The sequence below is a fragment of the Shewanella sp. MTB7 genome, assembly GCF_027571385.1.
GTDB lineage: Bacteria > Pseudomonadota > Gammaproteobacteria > Enterobacterales > Shewanellaceae > Shewanella.
In genome coordinates this window covers 1790595-1809281 of sequence record NZ_CP085636.1, presented here as the reverse complement: position 1 = coordinate 1809281, position 18687 = coordinate 1790595, and the positions used below count along the sequence as shown (strand labels likewise).

Genomic DNA, 18687 nt, shown 5'->3' with positions numbered 1-18687 from the left:
TATAACCCCAAGCTACTTTAAAATACTAGTTTCAGAGCGTCCGTAGAATGGCTGAACTTGTTCAGTAAAATACGCCTCGGCATTTGTTCCTGACAGTGCTCTACCTCCTATATCCCTATAGTCGTGCATGACTGACATTCGCACCACCCATGGTAATTGCAGTGATTGAGACAATGGTTATCCCCTTACCGCAACCGGTGTAAGTAAGACTCTGGGTTATTTATAAAACTGATTTAAATTACAAAGAATAGGCAGAGGGAGACCCGCTGAGAAGTTGCTTAAGACCAGAGTAAACAGCTTAGGATAGGCTTACCGCCACAGTTTTATGCAAAATTGAACAACAAATATTCGAAACTTAGGGCTAACGCTCAGAAAGCACTAATTTTTGTGCTTAAAGCTACTGCACAATTAGCTGCCGCTCGTGTTATTCTAACGATAGGTTTCATATACTGTTCTTAACCTTAGCTCCCCGGAGCTTTGCCCACGAACAAGACACTAGCATCGTAAACAAAAACGATAGGTTAATACTCAATGGTTATATTTTCTGCTTTTGCCATGCTTTTTTACTGCATCGCCTTAGTGCTAGTCGTCAGCCGACTGTTTCATACTGACGGTCCTAACCGTCGCCTAGTGGCTGGTGTGGCCGCCATCGCCGTTATCCTGCACGCAGCAGCACTTTCACAAGCCATGTTCACCGGAAACGGGCAGAATTTCAGCCTCACAAATGTGATATCTTTAGTTAACTGGATCATTGCTTTTAGCTTTACAGTGTTGTTATTCAGACTCAAGATGATTGTCGTCGTGCCTGTTGTCTATGCTTGCTCAATTATCTCCGTCGCTCTACTCTGGTTGGTACCGCCAGAATATATCACTCACTTTGAAATCCATCCTGACATCTTAGTTCATGTAGTGCTCTCGCTCATGGCCTATAGCGCGCTTATGATTGCTGCACTCTATGCTATCCAGCTTGCCATTATTCAAAATAAGCTTAAAAGTAAAAAGCTGATAATGAGTCCATCGATGCCACCTTTGATGACCGTCGAGAAACAACTTTACCACTTAGTCATTGTTGGGGTGATCTTACTCAGTTTATCTTTGGCCACAGGTTTCATCTTTCTTGATGATATGTTTGAAGAGGGTAAAGGACATAAAGCCATACTTTCTATCCTCGCCTGGTTTACTTATATCGCCATGCTTGCTCAGCAATATTTAGTTGGCTGTAAAATCAGAACGGCCGTTATCTATACCCTATCAGGAGCGACCCTATTGTCACTGGCTTATTTTGGTGCCAGAATAGTTAAAGAACTGATTTTAAATTAAATAGAGTTCAGTGGAAACGCCCTTTTCTCATATGTTTATGATATCTTTTATGGAAAAGATAAAAGGGCTAACTTGACACTTTGATAAAATCGCTGTAATTACTAGTTTCTATTGCCTGTTTTACCTGTTTCACACATTTATAACCAGACTAATGGAGCTCCTTTTTGGACGCCATATCAACCAGTACACTTCTAATTGTTCTCATCTTCTTGCTCATTATCTCAGCTTACTTCTCTGGGTCTGAAACTGCCATGATGTCCCTGAACCGCTATCGGTTAAAACACTTAGCCTCTAAAGGACATAAAGGTGCCAAACGAGCCATTCAGATGCTTGAACGGCCAGACCGATTAATAGGTCTTATTCTTATTGGTAATAATCTGGTTAATATTCTTGCATCAGCTATCGCGACCATCATTGGAATGCGGTTATTTGGTGACGTGGGAGTCGCCATCGCCACTGGAGTGTTAACCTTAGTTGTATTGGTTTTTGCCGAAGTCACCCCCAAAACCATTGCTGCTATGCATCCTGAACGGGTCGCTTTTCCTTCAAGCTTTATACTTAAATGGTTACTGGTATTTTTGTCACCATTAGTAAAAATCGTTAATTTCATAACCTCTGGTGTTTTACGCCTCCTAGGCATTCGCTCGGTGAGTTCATCCGATGCGCTGAGTAAAGAGGAGCTGAGAACCGTCGTTCATGAAGCTGGTGCACTTATTCCAACCCGTCATCAAGAGATGTTGCTGTCGATAATGGATCTTGAAAAAGTGACCGTAGAAGACATCATGATCCCGCGCTCAGATCTATTCGCCATCAATATTAATGACGACTTTAAAAGCATTACCAAACAAATGATTCAGAGTCCCCACACTCGAGTGCTGCTCTACCGTGACAATATCGATGACGCCGTCGGATTTGTGCATCTGCGCGATGCCCTACGCTTGCAATCAAAAAATCAGTTCAGCAAATCTTCACTACTACGAGCCGTCAAAGAACTCTATTTTATTCCAGAAGGCACGCCACTCAATGTACAATTAGGTAATTTTCAGCAAAATAAGGAGCGCATAGGACTTGTTGTCGATGAGTACGGTGATATTCAAGGTCTAGTAACCTTAGAAGATATTCTCGAAGAGATCGTCGGGGACTTCACCACCTCAACAGAGCCGGCGCCGAGTGAAGAGATAAATAAACAGCAAGATGGTAGCTATCTTATTGAAGCCGCCATCAATATTCGTGAACTCAACAAAGAGATGCTATGGCATTTTCCTATTGATGGCCCTAAAACTATCAATGGTCTCATCGTCGAGTACTTCGAAGAGATCCCTCCTCCCAATACCAGCATGCGCATCGCAGGTTACCCGATTGAAATTGTAGAAGTGGGAGAAAATAAAGTAAAAATGGTGAGGGTGATGCCCCAATACTATCAAGCTCCGAAAAAAAACCAGTAAACCCTACCGTACTGGAAACGCTGCGAATGAATGACGCTCAGGACAAACGGATCCCATTTATCAATATGATAAATCAGCTAAATTTACTTCTAAAAGCAAAATAAACAGCACCAACTAAACATAAACCAGCCCACAGATAATCTAACTTTAATGGCCCTCTTAAATAAAATACAGAAAAAGGCACAAACACCATCAAGGTAATAACCTCTTGTAAAATCTTTAGTTGTCCGACATTTAACGCCATGTAACCGATTCTATTGGCCGGAACCTGGAACATATATTCAAAAAGAGCAATGCCCCAACTTATTAATGCCGCAATTATCCAAGGCTTATTATTAAGCTCTTTTAAATGCGCATACCAAGCAAAAGTCATAAAGATATTGCTGCAAAATAACAAGGAGATACTTACTACTATCGGATTCATTTTCAACTAAGCTCAGACAAGACCCAACACCACACCTCGCTGTTGAATAAACAAGGTGGTGTCGTTTTGAGCTGATTATGCCATTCAATAAAAAATTAGAATAGCAAAAGTTATTTTGCTAAGGCACCGCAACTTTACGCTTACCTTCTAGCACACGACGTTTTGCGATCGCCATAGGCGTTACCTGCTTATCTAACTCTTGCTCAAATCCCAGCAGAAAATAGACTTCAGCCATTAGGAAGAAAGGACCTATCAACAGTTGATTCAGATCGTCGATAAAGGCTGGCTTAGCTTTCTCATATTGATGCCCTATTAACTGAATAACCCAACCTATCGCGAACACAGCAAGCGCGATCCATAAAGCTACTGACATTTGAGCGACAAGGCTTGATGTATAAAGCACAGGGATAATAAACAGTGCTAAGCCAATGGCTAGACGAGCATGCAACTTGACGTAATAGATTAAAACACCAATAGCAAATACCGATGCTACATTAAGGTTAATCCCTAGATTTTCCACAGTAAAAAAACTAATCGGAATAAGATTTAACAATAAAAAAAGTGACCAGATGATCAGCGGAACCCCAACAAAATGGGTGTTAATGTTCTTAGAATTTAAGTGAACACTTTTATAGGTAGACAACTGCTCTACGGCGGATTTCATCTGCTTTTCTCCATGATAGGTTTGTTTAATTGTAACGATGAAGCCACTATCACCCGTTAGTAACTAAGTTAGTACTCGCTTTTAAATACCAATTTGAGTGCTAAGTGTACGTCATCTCATTTAACCTAATGGATTTTAAACCTTTTGAATAGAGTAAATATTCAAAAGGCCCAATCACAACAGGAATGGTCTCGTAATCAACGGTTAAAAACTCTATACAAGACATATCTTTTGCTTTATCGGTCTTAGATACTTTGGCTTGTGCCGCTGGGATAATTGATAAGGCTATCGCCAGAAATAGTATATTTTTTAATATCATATCGTCACCTCGGGGTTTTGGGCTTATGCAACAATACATTAGCCCTCAAAATGAAGCACCGGCTAAATCTTCAGGGTTGATGTTGTCAAATCAACTTGCGGGAGCGACCTATTATATGTACAACACACTGAAAACCCGTCAGGTTCTCAGTCGATACTTTTTCCAGAAATAGAGTAAGGTTACACTGACTGCTACCCAAGCACAGCCTATCAAGGTATCAAATAACCGCCATAAGATAAGCGTCCTGTCTCCACCTTCCTGCAATACAGCCAAGTCGAACACCAACAAAATAACCATCGTTATCAAGACGCTAAAAACAAGGTAATTTTGCCGCAACCCACTTGGCATAAATAACGCTGCCAGCATAATAAGTAAGGGGGAACACCAAGTGGGTAGGTAAACAACAACAAGGTAAGCAAAACAAACACCTAGCATAGTACCCGCTATTCGTTTCCAGACTCTTGTCCACGCTTTTGCACCATCGATATGCATCACAAAAAGCACTGTTAAACCAACCCACACTCCATGCTGAGCATGCAGACAATGCGCAGTTAATGTCGCGACTAAAATAGTGATTGTTAGCGTAAGCCCATAAAGCGGGCCATTAATGTCTCCCTCACGCAGTCGATGCCATTCAAGATTTGGTGACCAAGTCACCGCTTGTGATGGGAAAAATCGTGTCTGCACTAGGCTCAAAGCCAGCGCCAATATCGCACCAACAAAATAAGCCAACGCGGTGTAAATAGTGGCGGAGATACCCATCTCTTCAAGCAGCAGAGCAGCGACCATAAATTTAGCGAGAAGGGAGAAGTAGCTTTGATCCGGTTTAGGCTGTCCGGCTAAAAAACTGATGATTATCAGTGCTAAGATTGCGAGTTCTAGGTGCCCCACCAATAGCGATCCAAGCATACCCGACATGATCACCAACATCATTCCGCCAACCATGGCTAAAGTGCGATACCTTTTAGACTCACTGCGGGGATCAAGCCGTAGACAGAACAAAGCGCCAAGAGCCACAAAGGCTAATATTTCCCTTTCTGTTAACAGACCAATCAACAAAGGAATACCCATAGCTATGGCATACAAACAGCCACGGATCCAATCATCTTTGGTCGGTGTTGTTAGCACGTTCTCCCCCTCCCAATAACCTTACTGATAGCAAGTATCCTGACACATGGGACAAACATGACCTCTTTATATAATCTAAAAACCACCTAAGTAGATGGTTTTTGTTGGGCATGATTAAAAACTGGTAACTAAGAATGAGTCCATTTTATTTGGAACTCAATCTCCTCTTCGTCACCTTCACGCTCATGCTCAATATTGTACTGCGCTCTCACTGGAACATAGATGCGCTCACCAGCTATCTGAATCTCAAACTTACTGCCACTCTCAAGGGAATCAGCCAGTCTACGCAATTTGGCGACAAATTCTGTCGTTGGGTAGTCTTTCTCAATATCTCTATCTTGTTTCTTCGCCATGACCATATTCCTATATAGGTTGTGATGATTCAGTCACTGAGGATTGATACTGATTAGTATTAGATTACGCCTTTTGCGCCTAATGTATCAAAGTTTACTGAGAAAAATTCTCGACCATCGATTCTAAGCAGTTATCAAAAGGATTAGCACTTGCCTGATAACAAGTTTTAAGTATCTTTCTGGTTGGGTTCATTTAGCTAAATTCGTATTTGGTTATTGCCAGATAGGCATAGCTTCGTTGATATCTATTGCTTGCAGAATGTGCTGTATATGGATATACGAATGTCGTGATCACACTGATGTGAATGAACGCCCCCTATGTGTAAATACTTCTATGACACGGTGGGTGAAGCATAGCTTCAAGCTAACGAACGAGAAGCATGGAGGCTGAACTGGCATTAAGATAGGGATATCGTTGCAAGCACATCTGACCTCCAGGGACGGAGAAAATGCAGAAAAATATCTGGAACATTTTCTGCCCTGTGGGCTCTACGACAGCCAATAACCTCCCTGTTAAAAGGCCAGTTCGATATCCCTATCTCCCGCTCGAAGAGTTTCACCCTGTAAAACCTCGCCATGCTGTCGAAGGTCATAGCCGCATTCACACCTGATTTTTTATCTCTTCGATTTAGGTTTTGTACGACAAAGTCCCTTGGTGATCACACTCAGAGATTGAGTGATTCTAGGAAGGTTTTGGACAGAATGTATGGTACGCCCCGTTATTGCAAATAATAAAGCAAGATAACAGGAGTTGGTTTGCGCTAATGTATTCAGAGTCTATTGAGACCTTCATTAGTCCCAGCTCTACGATGAGATCCGCGCCAGATTGTCCTCAAAAACGAGAAAGCATATTAATTGCTGTTCTGTCCATCAGGTCTTCAATCTGGTGGTCTAACCGTTTTGTCATCTATTTTTATCATCTGCAAACTCGGTAGTAACTCGATTTAAACTCTTAACTCAAACGCTTTCTGGCTTGTCATTACTGACCAAGCTATACGCGCTAATTTATTTGCTAATGCGACAACCGCAACATTGAACGGTTTCCTCATTCTTAACTCTGTTAACCAATGACCAAAATACCGTTCAGATGTCTCAGGCCTTGACACAATGACTCGTGCGGCATCAACAAACAATTCTCGCAGTTCTTTATTACCCCGTTTAGAAATGCCAAGCATTCTTGTCTTTCCCCCTGTGGAGTATTGAAACGGAACCAGACCAATCCAAGCAGCAAAATTTCGGCCATTCTTAAAATCTGATGCGTTCCCTACATTTGATAAGCAACAAGCAGCTGTCATTGGCCCTACACCAGGTATTGACTGTAGTAACTGCATTAATGGGTTTTCATTAAGTAACAACTGCAATTTCTTATCTTGTTTTTTTATTAATTCGTTCAGATGTTTGTAGTATTCATGTAACTCCTGCAACTCGACCATCAATGTTAAAGGGATCGGTTCACCTTTATCTGCTAGCCATTGGAACAGCTTTTTCATATGGGCATGGCCTCTAGGAAAGCTCATACCAAACTCAAGCAACATAGAGCCAATTCTATTCATGCTGGCAGTTCTTTCTTTGATGTAGCCCGAACGTATACGACGAATGACAGTGGCGACTTGTGCGGTTTCACTTTTTGGTGATGTGAATCTCATGCTGGGCCTCATTGCCGCTTCAGCAATGGCATCTGCATCAATGAAGTCATTTTTGTGAGTTTTAACGTAAGGTTTTACATATTGAGCGGGGATCAATTTAACTTGATGACCATATGACTCACATTTTCTAGCAAGCCAATGGCAGCCACCACAGGCTTCCATTGCAATGATGGTTGGCTCTTGAATGGATAAAAATTGAATCAGCCTCGGTCTGGTTAATTTCTTACGAAGCACTTCCCTCCCGGCATAGTCATGAGCAATAAGATGAAATGTGCTTTTACCTAAATCAATCCCTATAACGCGAAAGTTAGACATGATGATCACCTCTTATTTGTTAACCAGACAAACTGGAGTTTAACACTAGGTTGGGGCGTACCATCTTATTAACGAGTCAGTAACTTAAATCTTAGGTCACAGACAAAGCCAAATCGAAGAGGCTTATGAACAGGTGTAAGTGAGCTCGAGGACTTCGATTTCAAGGATGAAATCGTAGAGCGCCCATGGATGGGTTTACAGCGTACCGAGAGATTACTTGCACGTAAGCACGCTGCAAGCGATAGATCACAATGAAGGGCAGACCTTCAAAAGCTCACCCAATACCAAAAATTCAAATGAACCAAACCAGAAAATGTATTCAGCCTTCATTTGAAGTGGTCAACTAATTTTGGCCACGGACTTGGAATCATTCTGAAATAACCGTTCAGACTCCACTGGAGTCAACCCACCGTTATACTGATGTGGCCTGACTTGATTATAATATCTCACGATATAATGGCTTATTGCCTTCTTACCATCATAAAATGAAGGGTAACCCGCCCTTGGCATCCATTCTGTTTTAAAACTTCTAAAAAATCGCTCCATTGGGGCATTATCCCAACAGTTACCTCGCCGACTCATGCTTTGTTCTATCTGATATCGCCACAATAGCTGCCTAAATTGTTTGCTAGTGTAATGGCAGCCTTGATCTGAATGATACATAACGCCTTTCGGCTGTTTCCTAACAGCAAATTCCATTGAAAGAGCTTTCTCTGTTAACCCTGTATCAGGCGATTTAGAGGTGGCCCAGCCGATGACTTTTCGAGAAAACAAGTCAATAACGACTGCAAGATAGAGCCACTGGTTTCCTGCCCAGACGTAAGTGACATCGCCACACCAGACTTGGTTAGGCTCTGTTACTGCAAATTGTCTATTTAATGTATTAGGGATTTCCAAGTGTTCATTTGTTGCTTTCTTATAGCGATGAGCCTTTACCTGACAACTTACTAAATTTAGCTTTCTCATCATCTTATCTGATTTGTAGCGGCTTAGTAATATTCCTCGTTGAGCTAATATGCTTGAAATAGTTCTTGCGCCAGCTGAGCCGCCACTTTCCTTATGTGCTATTTTCACCTCACTCTGAAGTTTAATATCACTCAAGCTTACTTGCTTAGATTTTGAATGCCAATAACGATAACTACTTCGATGAATCCCAAGCACATCACACACCTCTTTAACTGGATAGCTCTGCTTGATATTCTCAACAATTACAAATCTTTGAGAGAGTCTGACACCAAGAGAGCAGTAGCCTTTTTTAGGATGTCGTTCTCTCTTTCCATCCTAATTATTTTTCGTTCTAACTCCCTTATTTTTAACAGTTCAGGCGTCAATGGGGTCGCTTTCGGTTTTCCGCCATTCCGTTCATCTTTGAGTTGACGAACCCACTTATCCATTGTTGATTTACCGACTTCCATAGCGTTAGCAGCTTCTGCAACTGAATAGTTTTGTTCAACAACTAGTAGTGCAGCTTCTAATCTGAATTCGGGAGTAAAGTTACGTTTTAAGCGCTTAGTCATACGATCACTTAAATAATAATGAGGCTATGATATCAACCTCTAACTAGGTGGCCAAATTAACTATGCCACTTCAATCACGGCGAAGCTATGTGTTAATAAGCGAAAGGTTGGGATTTCGAACTGGCCGTTTTATCAGAGACGTTATTGGTTTTGATAGAGCTCACATGGCAGAAAATGTTCCAGACATTTTTCTGCATTTCCTCCACTGACCCATAGGGATATGGGAAATGTCTTTAAAGCGTCTGGAACGCTTAAGACCATGGAGATCAGATGTGCTTGCAACTATATCCCTACCTAAAAGCCAGTTCAGCACCCATGCTTCTCGTTCGTTAACTTAAAGCTTCGCTTCACTCACCGTCTCGCAGAACCCTCTCAAAGAAATAGTGCACATACCTAGCTGGAGGCGATAAGCAGCAACGAAAATACAAGATTCGACAACTCACCCAATATCAGCTCAGTCAAAAGCTAAATCAGAGAATGTAATCTTCTTCAAAGTCGATTTACCTCCATCTTTACCTCCGTGTACTCCGTGAAGTGAAGTGAAGCGCTCCGTGGTGAGAACAAGCTTTTGTCTCTTAGTTAAACAATCCAAACAAAGACTATTCACCACGGCGAATATGGCAAAGCCATGTGCTAATAAGCGAGAGCTAGGGATAGCGAATTGGCCGTTAAACAGGGACGTTGTTGGAACACAGAGACCACGGAGAAGTGCAAAAACAAAGTACAACATCACAAGCCAAATCGAAGCGATTGATAACAGTGAAGGAACGGCCTTCAAACACACCACCAAATGTCAAACCGGCCAGAAGCTAAATAAGAGAATGTCATCAAAGATAACTACAGGATCTGTACTCGCGGTGTCTCGCAGAACCTTTTCAAAAAAATAATGCTCATACCACGCCGGAGGCGATAAACAACAATGAAGGGACAACCTTCAATCAACTCTCAAATGACAACTTAAAGGGATAATAGAATCTTATCCTTAAGATTCAAACTATTTATGATTCAAGAATAACTGTTGCAGTTGCGTAGTGCTTCTCATCGGCAATAGAGATATGGCCACGCATACCGCCTAACAGTGCGAGTCGTTCAGCCGCGCCGCCGCTGAAACTCACTAACGGGGCACCATTAGCATCGTTACTTATCTCGATATGTTGAAACGAGATACCACGGCCGATACCTGTGCCGAGGGCTTTGGCGGCAGCTTCTTTAGCAGCAAAGCGCTTAGCAAGGTAGCGTCCGGGTTGAGATGAGGCGGTAAAGATGGTCATTTCAGGCTCAGTGAGGACCCGCTTAGCTAAGCGGCACTTAGCAAGACTATCCAATTCTCCTGCTGCCGGAACCTTGTTTTCGATACGTTTAATCTCAACAATATCAGTACCTAAACCAACAATCATATATTTCCTTATAGCAGAGAAATGAAGAGTTCCTAGAACCTAGGCCCTAGGAACTGAGATATCTACTCGCCTCTGCGACCTTCATCCATTAACTGCTTCATGTCTTTAACCGCAGTCGCCAGACCATCAATGGCAGCACGGGCGATGATGGCATGACCAATGTTAAGCTCATACAACTCTGGAATTGCCGCTATTGGCTTCACGTTGTGATAATGGAGCCCGTGGCCAGCATTAACCACTAAGCCTTTAGCGTGTGCGTAAGTTGCCATCTCGGTAATACGAGCCAGCTCTTTAGCTTGATCCGCATCATTAGTCGCATCGGCATAGCAGCCAGTATGAATTTCAATGACGGGAGCCCCCACTGCAACGGCAGCATCTATTTGAGCTTTATCAGCATCAATAAACAGTGAGACTTTAATGCCTTCGTCATCGAGACGTTGCACGGCTGCAGCAATTTTTCCCATTTGACCAGCGACGTCTAAGCCACCTTCAGTCGTCAATTCTGCACGTTTTTCTGGCACTAAGCAGACGTAAGTCGGTTTAACTTCACAGGCAATGTCGAGCATCTCATCGGTCACTGCCATTTCGAAGTTCATACGCGTCTTTATTGTCTTAGCCAAGATATAGATATCTCTGTCTATTATGTGACGTCTATCTTCACGCAAATGCACAGTAATACCTTCAGCGCCGGCATGCTCAGCAACCGCGGCGGCATGAACAGGATCCGGATACGATGTCCCACGGGCCTGACGTAATGTCGCGATGTGATCAATATTAACACCTAGTAGAATACGGCTCATGGAATCTCCTTAAGATATAGAATTATTTGCAGCTATTGTACGAATTTAGAGGTGAAATACTAGTCTCTGTAAGGCTTAACCTATTAGATTTAGTCAATTTACCTATTTTGCGTATTGGGATTTTGTTTTGAACAAAGCACGAGACTTAAGGGGTTTATCCCCTAAACAGGGTGCAAGTAACAGCCGCATCAAGTGTTTCGCTTGCTTGAAGTGTTCAGCTTGCAGAGAGTGAGTCTCAAGTGCCAATAACATTTCGCCGCTATAATGTGATGTTTTAGGCCCAAGCGCACTAACAAAACCCTGATCGGGTAATAGTCTATAGAAGTAATCAGGCTCTATCGCATCCTGAGAAATATCCACATTGAGGGTTGGCATCAAGCCTATTTCTTTAAGCAGACTCAGTTCAAAATAGCGCAGTTGACTTTGACAAAATCCTGCCGCCATGGCCATTAAGGTTTTATGATAAACAAAAAACAGCTGCTCTGCGCCATGATCGACACTAATACAGCGCACCATGAGTTCATTAAGGTAAAAGCCAGCAAAACTCACTTCACCACGAATAGGTACTGCGGGGCTGCCTGCTTCAACCTGAATAAGGTTCTTGAGACTCGTACGACCGGATAGTTCAAAAATCAGCGGCTGAAAAGGTTGAAGGATACTCTTAATCGAGGTCTTGCCGCTGCCTAAACGAGCAACACAATCCACACGACCTAAGCCATCGATCAACATATTGACCAGTACGCTCGAATCCGTAAAAGGGCGTGTATGAAGTACATATCCACGTTGCATGGTATCAGTTCCAAAACTAGGCTCATCATATAACCGACTCGTTAAACGGTGATCATCATTCAGAGCTCGACTCATACTTTTATCGTATTTATAGACTAAAAACTCAACGAAGCTGTCACAATAAAGTAAGCAGCTTCATATGCTTACTTTATTATTCGTCGCCATAACCTAAGCTACGCAGCGCGCGCTCATCATCGGCCCAGCCAGACTTAACCTTAACCCACATTTCAAGGAAGACTTTATTATCAAACATGACTTCCATATCTTTACGAGCAGCAGAGCTGATCGTTTTAATACGCTCGCCTTTGTTGCCGATAACCATGCGCTTTTGCGTTTCACGCTCAACCAGCACTAATGCGTTAATCTGATAAACGCCGTTTTCCATCATCTTAAACTGTTCAATTTCAACAGTGCAATCGTATGGCAGCTCGTCACCAAGAAAACGCATCAATTTCTCACGCACGATTTCAGATGCCATAAACTTCTGCGAGCGATCGGTCACATAATCTTCAGGGAAGAAGTGGGCTGATTCTGGCACAGATGCAATTGACATCTCTAAGATGCGTTTCACGTTAGTCCCTTTGGTCGCTGAAATCGGTAAGATTTCATCAAAAGGAAACTTCTTAGATAGCTCTTCAAGATAAGGAAACAACAACTCTTTATCTTTGATATTATCGACCTTGTTCACAGCAAGCACAGTCTTACGACCATCATCGCGGCTCTGAAGTTTTCGCAGCACCATGTCATCATCAGGAGTCCAGGTCATGCCATCAACGACAAAGATAACCAAGCTGACTTCCGCTAACGAACTGGCCGCAGCACGATTCATCAAGCGGTTAATGGCACGCTTCTCATCCATGTGCAGGCCAGGCGTGTCGATAAACACCACCTGACGCTCTGCAACAGTATGAATCCCCATAATACGGTGACGAGTTGTCTGAGGCTTCTTAGAGGTAATACTGATCTTCTGACCAAGCAGATGATTCAACAGTGTCGATTTACCTACGTTAGGGCGACCTACAATCGCGACCATGCCACAGTAAGTCACATCGTACTTAGCCGCTGATGATGGATTATTCATTTGTGCTAGTAGGTCGTCTAAATTAGGCTCGCTCTTACCACTGCTATCTTTCTTGCTCATCGTTTTATTAACTCCAAAGCCTGGGCAGCGGCAAGCTGCTCGGCTTTTCTTCGGGAACTCGCAATCCCAACAACGGGTTTACGCAACTCTTCAACATAACACTCAATCGTAAAGGTTTGCGCGTGCGCTTCCCCTCTAATATCTGTCACTTTGTAGACAGGGAGCGGTTTTTTGAAACCTTGTAACAACTCTTGCAACAGGGTTTTTGGATCTTTTTGATTAATCGGTTCAATAATCTCAAGACGTGTCTTGTACCATCCAAGCACTAAGCTACGGGTTACCTCTAGATCAGCATCGATATAAACGGCACCAATAATCGCTTCAACTGCATCCGCAATAATAGATTCACGACGGAATCCACCACTTTTTAGCTCGCCCGGACCCAGTTTTAGGTAATCACCTAACTTAAACTCAAATCCAATCTCTGCCAACATTTTACCACACACTAAAGTGGCTCTCATGCGACTAAGATCACCCTCAGTTGCTTTAGGAAATTGATGAAATAATGCGTCAGAAATTATGATCGACAATATAGAGTCCCCAAGGAACTCTAATCTTTCGTTGTGCTTACTCGCTGCACTACGGTGTGTCAGTGCATGATCAAGCAAAGCAAGTTCATTAAAGTCATAACCTAAGGTTCTACATAGTCTAGGTATGTTCTTAATCGGTTCCATCTTATGTAATACCGCCTACACGTTCAAAACGAACACCTGTTGGTATCCAAGTGGGTAAAAAATCGGCTTTAACACGGTCAAACTCAAAACTTATCCAGATCGCAACAGCCTTGCCAACTAAGTTCTCTTCAGGTACAAATCCCCAAAAACGACTGTCAGTACTATTATCGCGATTATCGCCCATCATGAAATATTGACCTTCTGGCACAATAAACTCACCGACGGGTAAATTGCCTTCACGGAAGTAGTAATTCACGGGATCGGGTCGACTTGGATCAATCAAAATATCATGACTAACATCACCCAACTTCTCGGTATAGCGTAAAAGTGGTGTACCGTTATGGGTAAACTCACCTTGATTTACAGAGATGCGAGGCACTTGTTTAAGTTCAGGGCAAGTTTCAGCCCCTTCAACGCAAGCTGGCTGGATATAAAGTTGCTTATTACGATAGACAATTCTATCGCCAGGCAAACCAACCACACGCTTAATGTAATCAATTCTGGGATCAACGGGGTATTTAAATACCGCGACATCGCCACGTTCAGGCTTACCGTTTTCGACTAGCTGACTGCGCCAAACCGGATCTTTAAGACCATAGGTAAACTTTTCAACCAGAATAAAATCGCCCACCAATAAAGTTGGCATCATAGAGCCTGATGGGATCTGAAACGGTTCATAGATAAATGAACGCAAAATGAGTACAAATGCAATCACTGGAAAGATGGAGCGCGAGGTTTCTACTAACGTGGGTTCACGGGTGATTTTCTCGGCTATTTCCTCACTAAGATCTGCATTGGCTGCTTGAGCCAATGCAAGCTTCTCTCGGCGCTTAGGTGCAAGTAACAATGCATCGGCCATCCAAATCAGGCCACTGCACAAGGTCACCAATACCAAAATGAGGGAAAAATAGGCTGCCATAGATAATTAACTCCTGCCTTAATCATAAAATTTAATAGTCACTAACTCAGTTAGTGAATCGGTACCACATTTATACTGCACTAACGAAAGCGCCGCAAACTGCGGCGCTGTCTATTAACAAATTTTAACCATTTAATTAATGGATCAATTTATTAATCGTTAAGCTTTAATACTGCAAGGAAGGCTTCTTGTGGCACTTCCACATTACCGACCTGCTTCATGCGTTTTTTACCCTCTTTCTGCTTATTCAACAGCTTCTTCTTACGGGAAACGTCACCACCATAACATTTAGCTGTTACGTCTTTACGCATCGCTTTAATCGATGAACGAGCGATGACCTGAGTGCCTACCGCAGCTTGAATCGCAATATCAAACATCTGACGTGGAATAAGCTCTTTCATCTTATTCACAAGAGCCAGACCTTTAGAGCGGATCAATCCTTTGTGAATGATCATGGCTAACGCATCGACTCTGTCACCGTTAATCAAGACATCTAAACGCACCATATCAGCGGGTTCAAAACGGATAAAGTTATACTCAAGAGAGGCGTAACCACGACTGGTTGACTTCAGACGGTCAAAGAAGTCCATGACCACTTCAGCCATAGGCAACTCATAGGTTAATGCCACTTGATTACCATGGTAAACCAAGTTCTTTTGTACGCCGCGCTTTTCAATACATAAGGTGATCACGTTGCCCAAATACTCTTTTGGTACCAGAATATTGGTTTCGACGATGGGCTCACGCATCTCAGTAATATTATTGATTGCAGGTAGATCTGATGGATTATCAACGTAAATGGTATCGCCATTTGTAGTGATAATCTCATACACAACCGTAGGGGCTGTAGTAATAAGCTCTAGATCGTATTCACGTTCCAGACGCTCTTGGATGATCTCCATGTGAAGTAGGCCTAGGAAACCAATGCGGAAACCAAAACCTAGTGCCGATGAGGTTTCAGGCTCAAAGAACAACGAAGCATCATTCAAGCTAAGCTTGTTCAATGCATCACGAAAGTTCTCATAATCATCAGTCGAAATAGGGAATAGACCCGCATAAACCTGGGGTTTAACCTTTTTAAAACCGGCAAGCGCTTTTTCTGCACCATGCTTAGCGTGAGTCAAGGTATCACCTACTGGCGCACCGTGGATCTCTTTAATGCCTGCAATGACATAGCCTACTTCACCGGTTCTCAGTACCGTAGTATCGGTTTGCTTAGGTGTAAATATACCCACACGATCCGCGTTATAGTTTTGCCCTGTGGACATAACCTTAAACTTATCGCCTTTTTTCAACACACCATTTTTAATTCTAACCAGTGACACAACACCCTGGTAACTATCGAACCAAGAATCGATGATCAAAGCCTGTAGTGGTCCATCGACATCACCTTCTGGTGGTGGTATTTCAGCAACAATAACTTCCAGTACGTCTTTAATACCCACACCAGTTTTAGCCGAGCAACGAACCGCATCTGTCGCTTCGATTCCGACAATGTCTTCAATCTCTTCGGCAACACGATCTGGATCTGCTTGTGGCAAATCAATCTTATTTAGAACTGGAACAACGTGCATGTCCATCTCTAGCGCCGTATAGCAGTTTGCTAGAGTTTGTGCTTCCACGCCCTGTCCAGCATCGACAACTAACAGTGCACCTTCGCAAGCAGCTAAAGAACGAGAAACTTCATAGGAAAAATCGACGTGACCTGGCGTATCAATAAAGTTCAACTGGTACGTTTCACCATCTAATGCGGTGTAATTGAGTGTCACACTTTGCGCTTTAATGGTAATACCACGTTCGCGTTCAATATCCATTGAATCCAAAACTTGGGCTGCCATTTCACGCTCAGAAAGACCGCCGCATTCTTGGATCAATCGGTCAGAGAGTGTTGATTTGCCGTGATCGATATGGGCAATAATTGAAAAGTTTCTAATGTGCTTCATGATATGGCTGATGAGTACTCGAAGTTAGAATTTTTGAAAGTGCCGAATTGTACCCGATTGGGCTATCAATACCAATCAATATAAGAAAGTGTTCAACTCAGCGTGTTTTTTGGCAAACTCACTCAACGCAAAAGTAGCCAGCCCAAAACACTCCTTACAGGCGAGTTTTAGCGCATCCGATGCGGTGTTAACGAGCTTAAACATAGAACACTATGTTCCTTACTCGTTGCGAACAACATGGTCTTGTATGTTTCCTACACACTTAAGACATTTCCTCCAATGACCCATAGGGATATGGGAAATATCCTTAAAGCGTATGGAACGCTTAAGGCCGTGGAGATCAGATGTTACGAATGCCATTAGTGCAGGACTATACGGATATAGGAGGTAGAGCATTGTCAGGAACAAATGCCGAGGAGCAATTAATGGCCTTGCATCAAAAGCACTATATTGAATGGCCGAGATGAGAAATAATCACTGGCTGACTATCATTTTCCATCCGCCTTGCAACTCTTCTTGCTACAAGCCAAAACAGCAATGCACCAGCAAGCGCAGATGGAATGACCACCAGATCAGTGGCCGCTAAGCTAAATAGGCTGCTAAGTATTGATGTTAACGCCACACCAACGAAAAGCCCAGTCAAGGGCAATAGATAAACCAAGGCAGCCGCTTTTAAAATCACGCTCTCAGGCAAGCCTAGTTTCAACAAATCACCAGGAGCATATTGTTCATCCGATGGAATTGAAAAATACTGCACCTTGGGTGAAAACGCTTTAGAAACGGCCGAAGTTCCACATGACTCGCTGTTATCACAATGATTACAGGCATTCTTCACCTGAACTTCAACCGTTACCCAACCGCTGCCATCACACGTGAGTACTTTTGCCATCTCTTCCATCATAAAATATACTCAACAACTATTCGATAGTGATACTTTTAGCAATACGGGATAGCGTTTCAGCAGGGACTTTACCAACGGCAACCACTTCGGCATTACCGATACGCTCTGTCGCTAAAGATAGACCATTTCTAGTGACCAACTCTTCAGGCATCATTGCATCTCCAGCCCTAGCGACATACACCGAGATGTTGGCAATACCGTCACTTAAGGCAATATATTCAACTGCTTCATGGCTCCCCATTAATCTGTGGCTGTCTTTCACTAGCACCTTAAAGCCTTCAGGTAACCACTTAAACTTCCAGTTATCACCTGCATCACGAGTAGGTTGGGCTATCACACCTGGCCACTGTTGCTTATAGGCTTGATTGAGTATCGTTGGAACATCATCTAACACAAGGAGTTCAACGACTAAAAGCTGTTCTAGTAACTGCTTGTCTTGGGTTAACATGTCATAGCGTAAAGGCAGATAAGTATCTAAATCCAACCAGACTTGATACCCGTATCTAAAGTCATCAACTGGAATAATTCGCACTAATTGACTAGGACGTCCAGCTAACCGGCTACGACCGCCCAACACGAATGTATAACCCGACTCCAAAGCTGAAATATCGCCAGCAAAGACTGGTGGTAAAATACCTGGTATCCGATTTGCATTTACACTGTAGGCAGGTTGATCATGTTCGATGAAAGTGACGGTATCGCCAACTCTTACAGCATTTTTAGGTGGACCATTAAGATGCTCAAGAAAAGCAACCTCTTGATCTTCAATCTTGCCATGGATATAAACTAAAGGGCGTATATGATCCGCTTGGAGCTGAATTAGGGAGATTTTGTATTCTTGTTCACGCAGAGCTTGGCTCATATTATCTAGCCAAGCTTTTGCCGACATATCTTCCTGCGCCATCGCAGGAAAATGTAAAACTAACAGTGCTAACAGGAAAAGACGCAAGCTAACTCCTCACGAGTATAACTAAAATAGAGAATAGTACCTT

Annotated in this window: 19 protein-coding genes; 3 read left to right on the top strand and 16 right to left on the bottom strand. The window is 42.8% G+C overall.

Going from position 1 to position 18687, the window contains the following annotated elements; translation table 11 throughout:
- Positions 1–531 precede the first annotated feature (531 nt).
- Positions 532–1320 carry a cytochrome C assembly family protein gene (locus tag HWQ47_RS07555; RefSeq protein WP_269970554.1) on the top strand — a complete coding sequence of 263 codons (789 nt, stop codon included), beginning with the start codon at positions 532–534 and terminating at the stop codon, positions 1318–1320.
- Positions 1321–1484: 164 nt separating this feature from the next.
- Complete coding sequence (locus tag HWQ47_RS07550; protein ID WP_269970553.1) at positions 1485–2765, top strand: HlyC/CorC family transporter; 1281 nt, start codon at positions 1485–1487, stop codon at positions 2763–2765.
- Between the two features lie 73 nt (positions 2766–2838).
- On the opposite strand, the gene HWQ47_RS07545 is transcribed toward HWQ47_RS07550, so the two are convergent.
- From HWQ47_RS07545 to HWQ47_RS07525, 5 genes are all read right to left on the bottom strand, one after another.
- Positions 2839–3189 (bottom strand): DMT family protein, encoded by a 351-nt coding sequence (locus tag HWQ47_RS07545; RefSeq protein ID WP_269971690.1) that lies wholly within the window; start codon positions 3187–3189, stop codon positions 2839–2841.
- A gap of 118 nt (positions 3190–3307) precedes the next feature.
- Complete coding sequence (locus HWQ47_RS07540; protein WP_269970552.1) at positions 3308–3853, bottom strand: Mpo1 family 2-hydroxy fatty acid dioxygenase; 546 nt, start codon at positions 3851–3853, stop codon at positions 3308–3310.
- Between the two features lie 100 nt (positions 3854–3953).
- Positions 3954–4172, bottom strand: a complete 219-nt coding sequence (locus tag HWQ47_RS07535) for a hypothetical protein (RefSeq protein WP_269970551.1) — start codon at positions 4170–4172, stop codon at positions 3954–3956.
- A 138-nt stretch (positions 4173–4310) separates the two neighbouring features.
- A complete protein-coding gene (locus HWQ47_RS07530; protein WP_269970550.1) occupies positions 4311–5300 on the bottom strand; it encodes an FUSC family protein in 990 nt (329 codons plus the stop codon).
- 128 nt (positions 5301–5428) lie between these two features.
- Positions 5429–5653: an amphi-Trp domain-containing protein gene (locus HWQ47_RS07525; protein WP_269970549.1), complete on the bottom strand. Its 225-nt coding sequence runs from the start codon at positions 5651–5653 to the stop codon at positions 5429–5431.
- Positions 5654–6102: 449 nt separating this feature from the next.
- On the opposite strand from HWQ47_RS07525, the gene HWQ47_RS07520 reads away from it, so the two are divergent.
- Entirely contained in the window at positions 6103–6264 is a 162-nt protein-coding gene (locus HWQ47_RS07520) for a hypothetical protein (RefSeq protein WP_269970548.1), read from the top strand.
- Between the two features lie 333 nt (positions 6265–6597).
- On the opposite strand, the gene HWQ47_RS07515 is transcribed toward HWQ47_RS07520, so the two are convergent.
- From HWQ47_RS07515 to HWQ47_RS07465, 11 genes are all read right to left on the bottom strand, one after another.
- The gene (locus HWQ47_RS07515) at positions 6598–7614 is read right to left on the bottom strand and encodes an IS110 family transposase (protein ID WP_269967860.1); all 1017 of its coding nucleotides are present in this window, start codon (positions 7612–7614) and stop codon (positions 6598–6600) included.
- Between the two features lie 339 nt (positions 7615–7953).
- Positions 7954–9131, bottom strand: a protein-coding gene (locus HWQ47_RS07510; protein ID WP_269970547.1) for an IS3 family transposase whose coding sequence is annotated in 2 segments (ribosomal slippage) — positions 7954–8864 and positions 8864–9131 — 1179 coding nt in all. Because the reading frame shifts where the segments join, the coding sequence is not laid out codon by codon here.
- Between the two features lie 998 nt (positions 9132–10129).
- Positions 10130–10528 (bottom strand): holo-ACP synthase, encoded by a 399-nt coding sequence (acpS, locus tag HWQ47_RS07505; protein ID WP_269970546.1) that lies wholly within the window; start codon positions 10526–10528, stop codon positions 10130–10132.
- A 62-nt stretch (positions 10529–10590) separates the two neighbouring features.
- Entirely contained in the window at positions 10591–11328 is a 738-nt protein-coding gene (pdxJ, locus tag HWQ47_RS07500) for a pyridoxine 5'-phosphate synthase (RefSeq protein WP_269970545.1), read from the bottom strand.
- Positions 11329–11430: 102 nt separating this feature from the next.
- Positions 11431–12117 (bottom strand): DNA repair protein RecO, encoded by a 687-nt coding sequence (recO, locus tag HWQ47_RS07495; RefSeq protein WP_269971689.1) that lies wholly within the window; start codon positions 12115–12117, stop codon positions 11431–11433.
- Positions 12118–12268: 151 nt separating this feature from the next.
- The gene (gene era, locus HWQ47_RS07490; RefSeq protein WP_269970544.1) at positions 12269–13258 is read right to left on the bottom strand and encodes a GTPase Era; all 990 of its coding nucleotides are present in this window, start codon (positions 13256–13258) and stop codon (positions 12269–12271) included.
- A complete protein-coding gene (gene rnc, locus HWQ47_RS07485; RefSeq protein ID WP_269970543.1) occupies positions 13255–13932 on the bottom strand; it encodes a ribonuclease III in 678 nt (225 codons plus the stop codon). The genes era and rnc overlap by 4 nt, the downstream gene beginning before the upstream one ends.
- Position 13933: 1 nt before the next feature.
- Positions 13934–14851 carry a signal peptidase I gene (gene lepB / locus HWQ47_RS07480; RefSeq protein WP_269970542.1) on the bottom strand — a complete coding sequence of 306 codons (918 nt, stop codon included), beginning with the start codon at positions 14849–14851 and terminating at the stop codon, positions 13934–13936.
- A gap of 152 nt (positions 14852–15003) precedes the next feature.
- Complete coding sequence (gene lepA, locus HWQ47_RS07475) at positions 15004–16794, bottom strand: translation elongation factor 4 (protein WP_269970541.1); 1791 nt, start codon at positions 16792–16794, stop codon at positions 15004–15006.
- 445 nt (positions 16795–17239) lie between these two features.
- Positions 17240–17695: a SoxR reducing system RseC family protein gene (locus tag HWQ47_RS07470; protein ID WP_269970540.1), complete on the bottom strand. Its 456-nt coding sequence runs from the start codon at positions 17693–17695 to the stop codon at positions 17240–17242.
- A 16-nt stretch (positions 17696–17711) separates the two neighbouring features.
- Positions 17712–18644: a MucB/RseB C-terminal domain-containing protein gene (locus tag HWQ47_RS07465; protein ID WP_269970539.1), complete on the bottom strand. Its 933-nt coding sequence runs from the start codon at positions 18642–18644 to the stop codon at positions 17712–17714.
- Between the last annotated feature and the right edge of the window lie 43 nt (positions 18645–18687).

Coding starts and splice junctions, on each gene's coding strand:
- HWQ47_RS07555 (WP_269970554.1), top strand. CDS start 532: ATGGTTATATTTTCTGCTTTTGCCATGCTTTTTTACTGCATCGCCTTA.
- HWQ47_RS07545 (WP_269971690.1), bottom strand. CDS start 3,189: ATGAATCCGATAGTAGTAAGTATCTCCTTGTTATTTTGCAGCAATATC.
- HWQ47_RS07540 (WP_269970552.1), bottom strand. CDS start 3,853: ATGAAATCCGCCGTAGAGCAGTTGTCTACCTATAAAAGTGTTCACTTA.
- HWQ47_RS07535 (WP_269970551.1), bottom strand. CDS start 4,172: ATGATATTAAAAAATATACTATTTCTGGCGATAGCCTTATCAATTATC.
- HWQ47_RS07525 (WP_269970549.1), bottom strand. CDS start 5,653: ATGGCGAAGAAACAAGATAGAGATATTGAGAAAGACTACCCAACGACA.
- HWQ47_RS07520 (WP_269970548.1), top strand. CDS start 6,103: ATGCAGAAAAATATCTGGAACATTTTCTGCCCTGTGGGCTCTACGACA.
- HWQ47_RS07515 (WP_269967860.1), bottom strand. CDS start 7,614: ATGTCTAACTTTCGCGTTATAGGGATTGATTTAGGTAAAAGCACATTT.
- acpS (WP_269970546.1), bottom strand. CDS start 10,528: ATGATTGTTGGTTTAGGTACTGATATTGTTGAGATTAAACGTATCGAA.
- pdxJ (WP_269970545.1), bottom strand. CDS start 11,328: ATGAGCCGTATTCTACTAGGTGTTAATATTGATCACATCGCGACATTA.
- recO (WP_269971689.1), bottom strand. CDS start 12,117: ATGCAACGTGGATATGTACTTCATACACGCCCTTTTACGGATTCGAGC.
- era (WP_269970544.1), bottom strand. CDS start 13,258: ATGAGCAAGAAAGATAGCAGTGGTAAGAGCGAGCCTAATTTAGACGAC.
- rnc (WP_269970543.1), bottom strand. CDS start 13,932: ATGGAACCGATTAAGAACATACCTAGACTATGTAGAACCTTAGGTTAT.
- lepB (WP_269970542.1), bottom strand. CDS start 14,851: ATGGCAGCCTATTTTTCCCTCATTTTGGTATTGGTGACCTTGTGCAGT.
- lepA (WP_269970541.1), bottom strand. CDS start 16,794: ATGAAGCACATTAGAAACTTTTCAATTATTGCCCATATCGATCACGGC.
- HWQ47_RS07470 (WP_269970540.1), bottom strand. CDS start 17,695: ATGATGGAAGAGATGGCAAAAGTACTCACGTGTGATGGCAGCGGTTGG.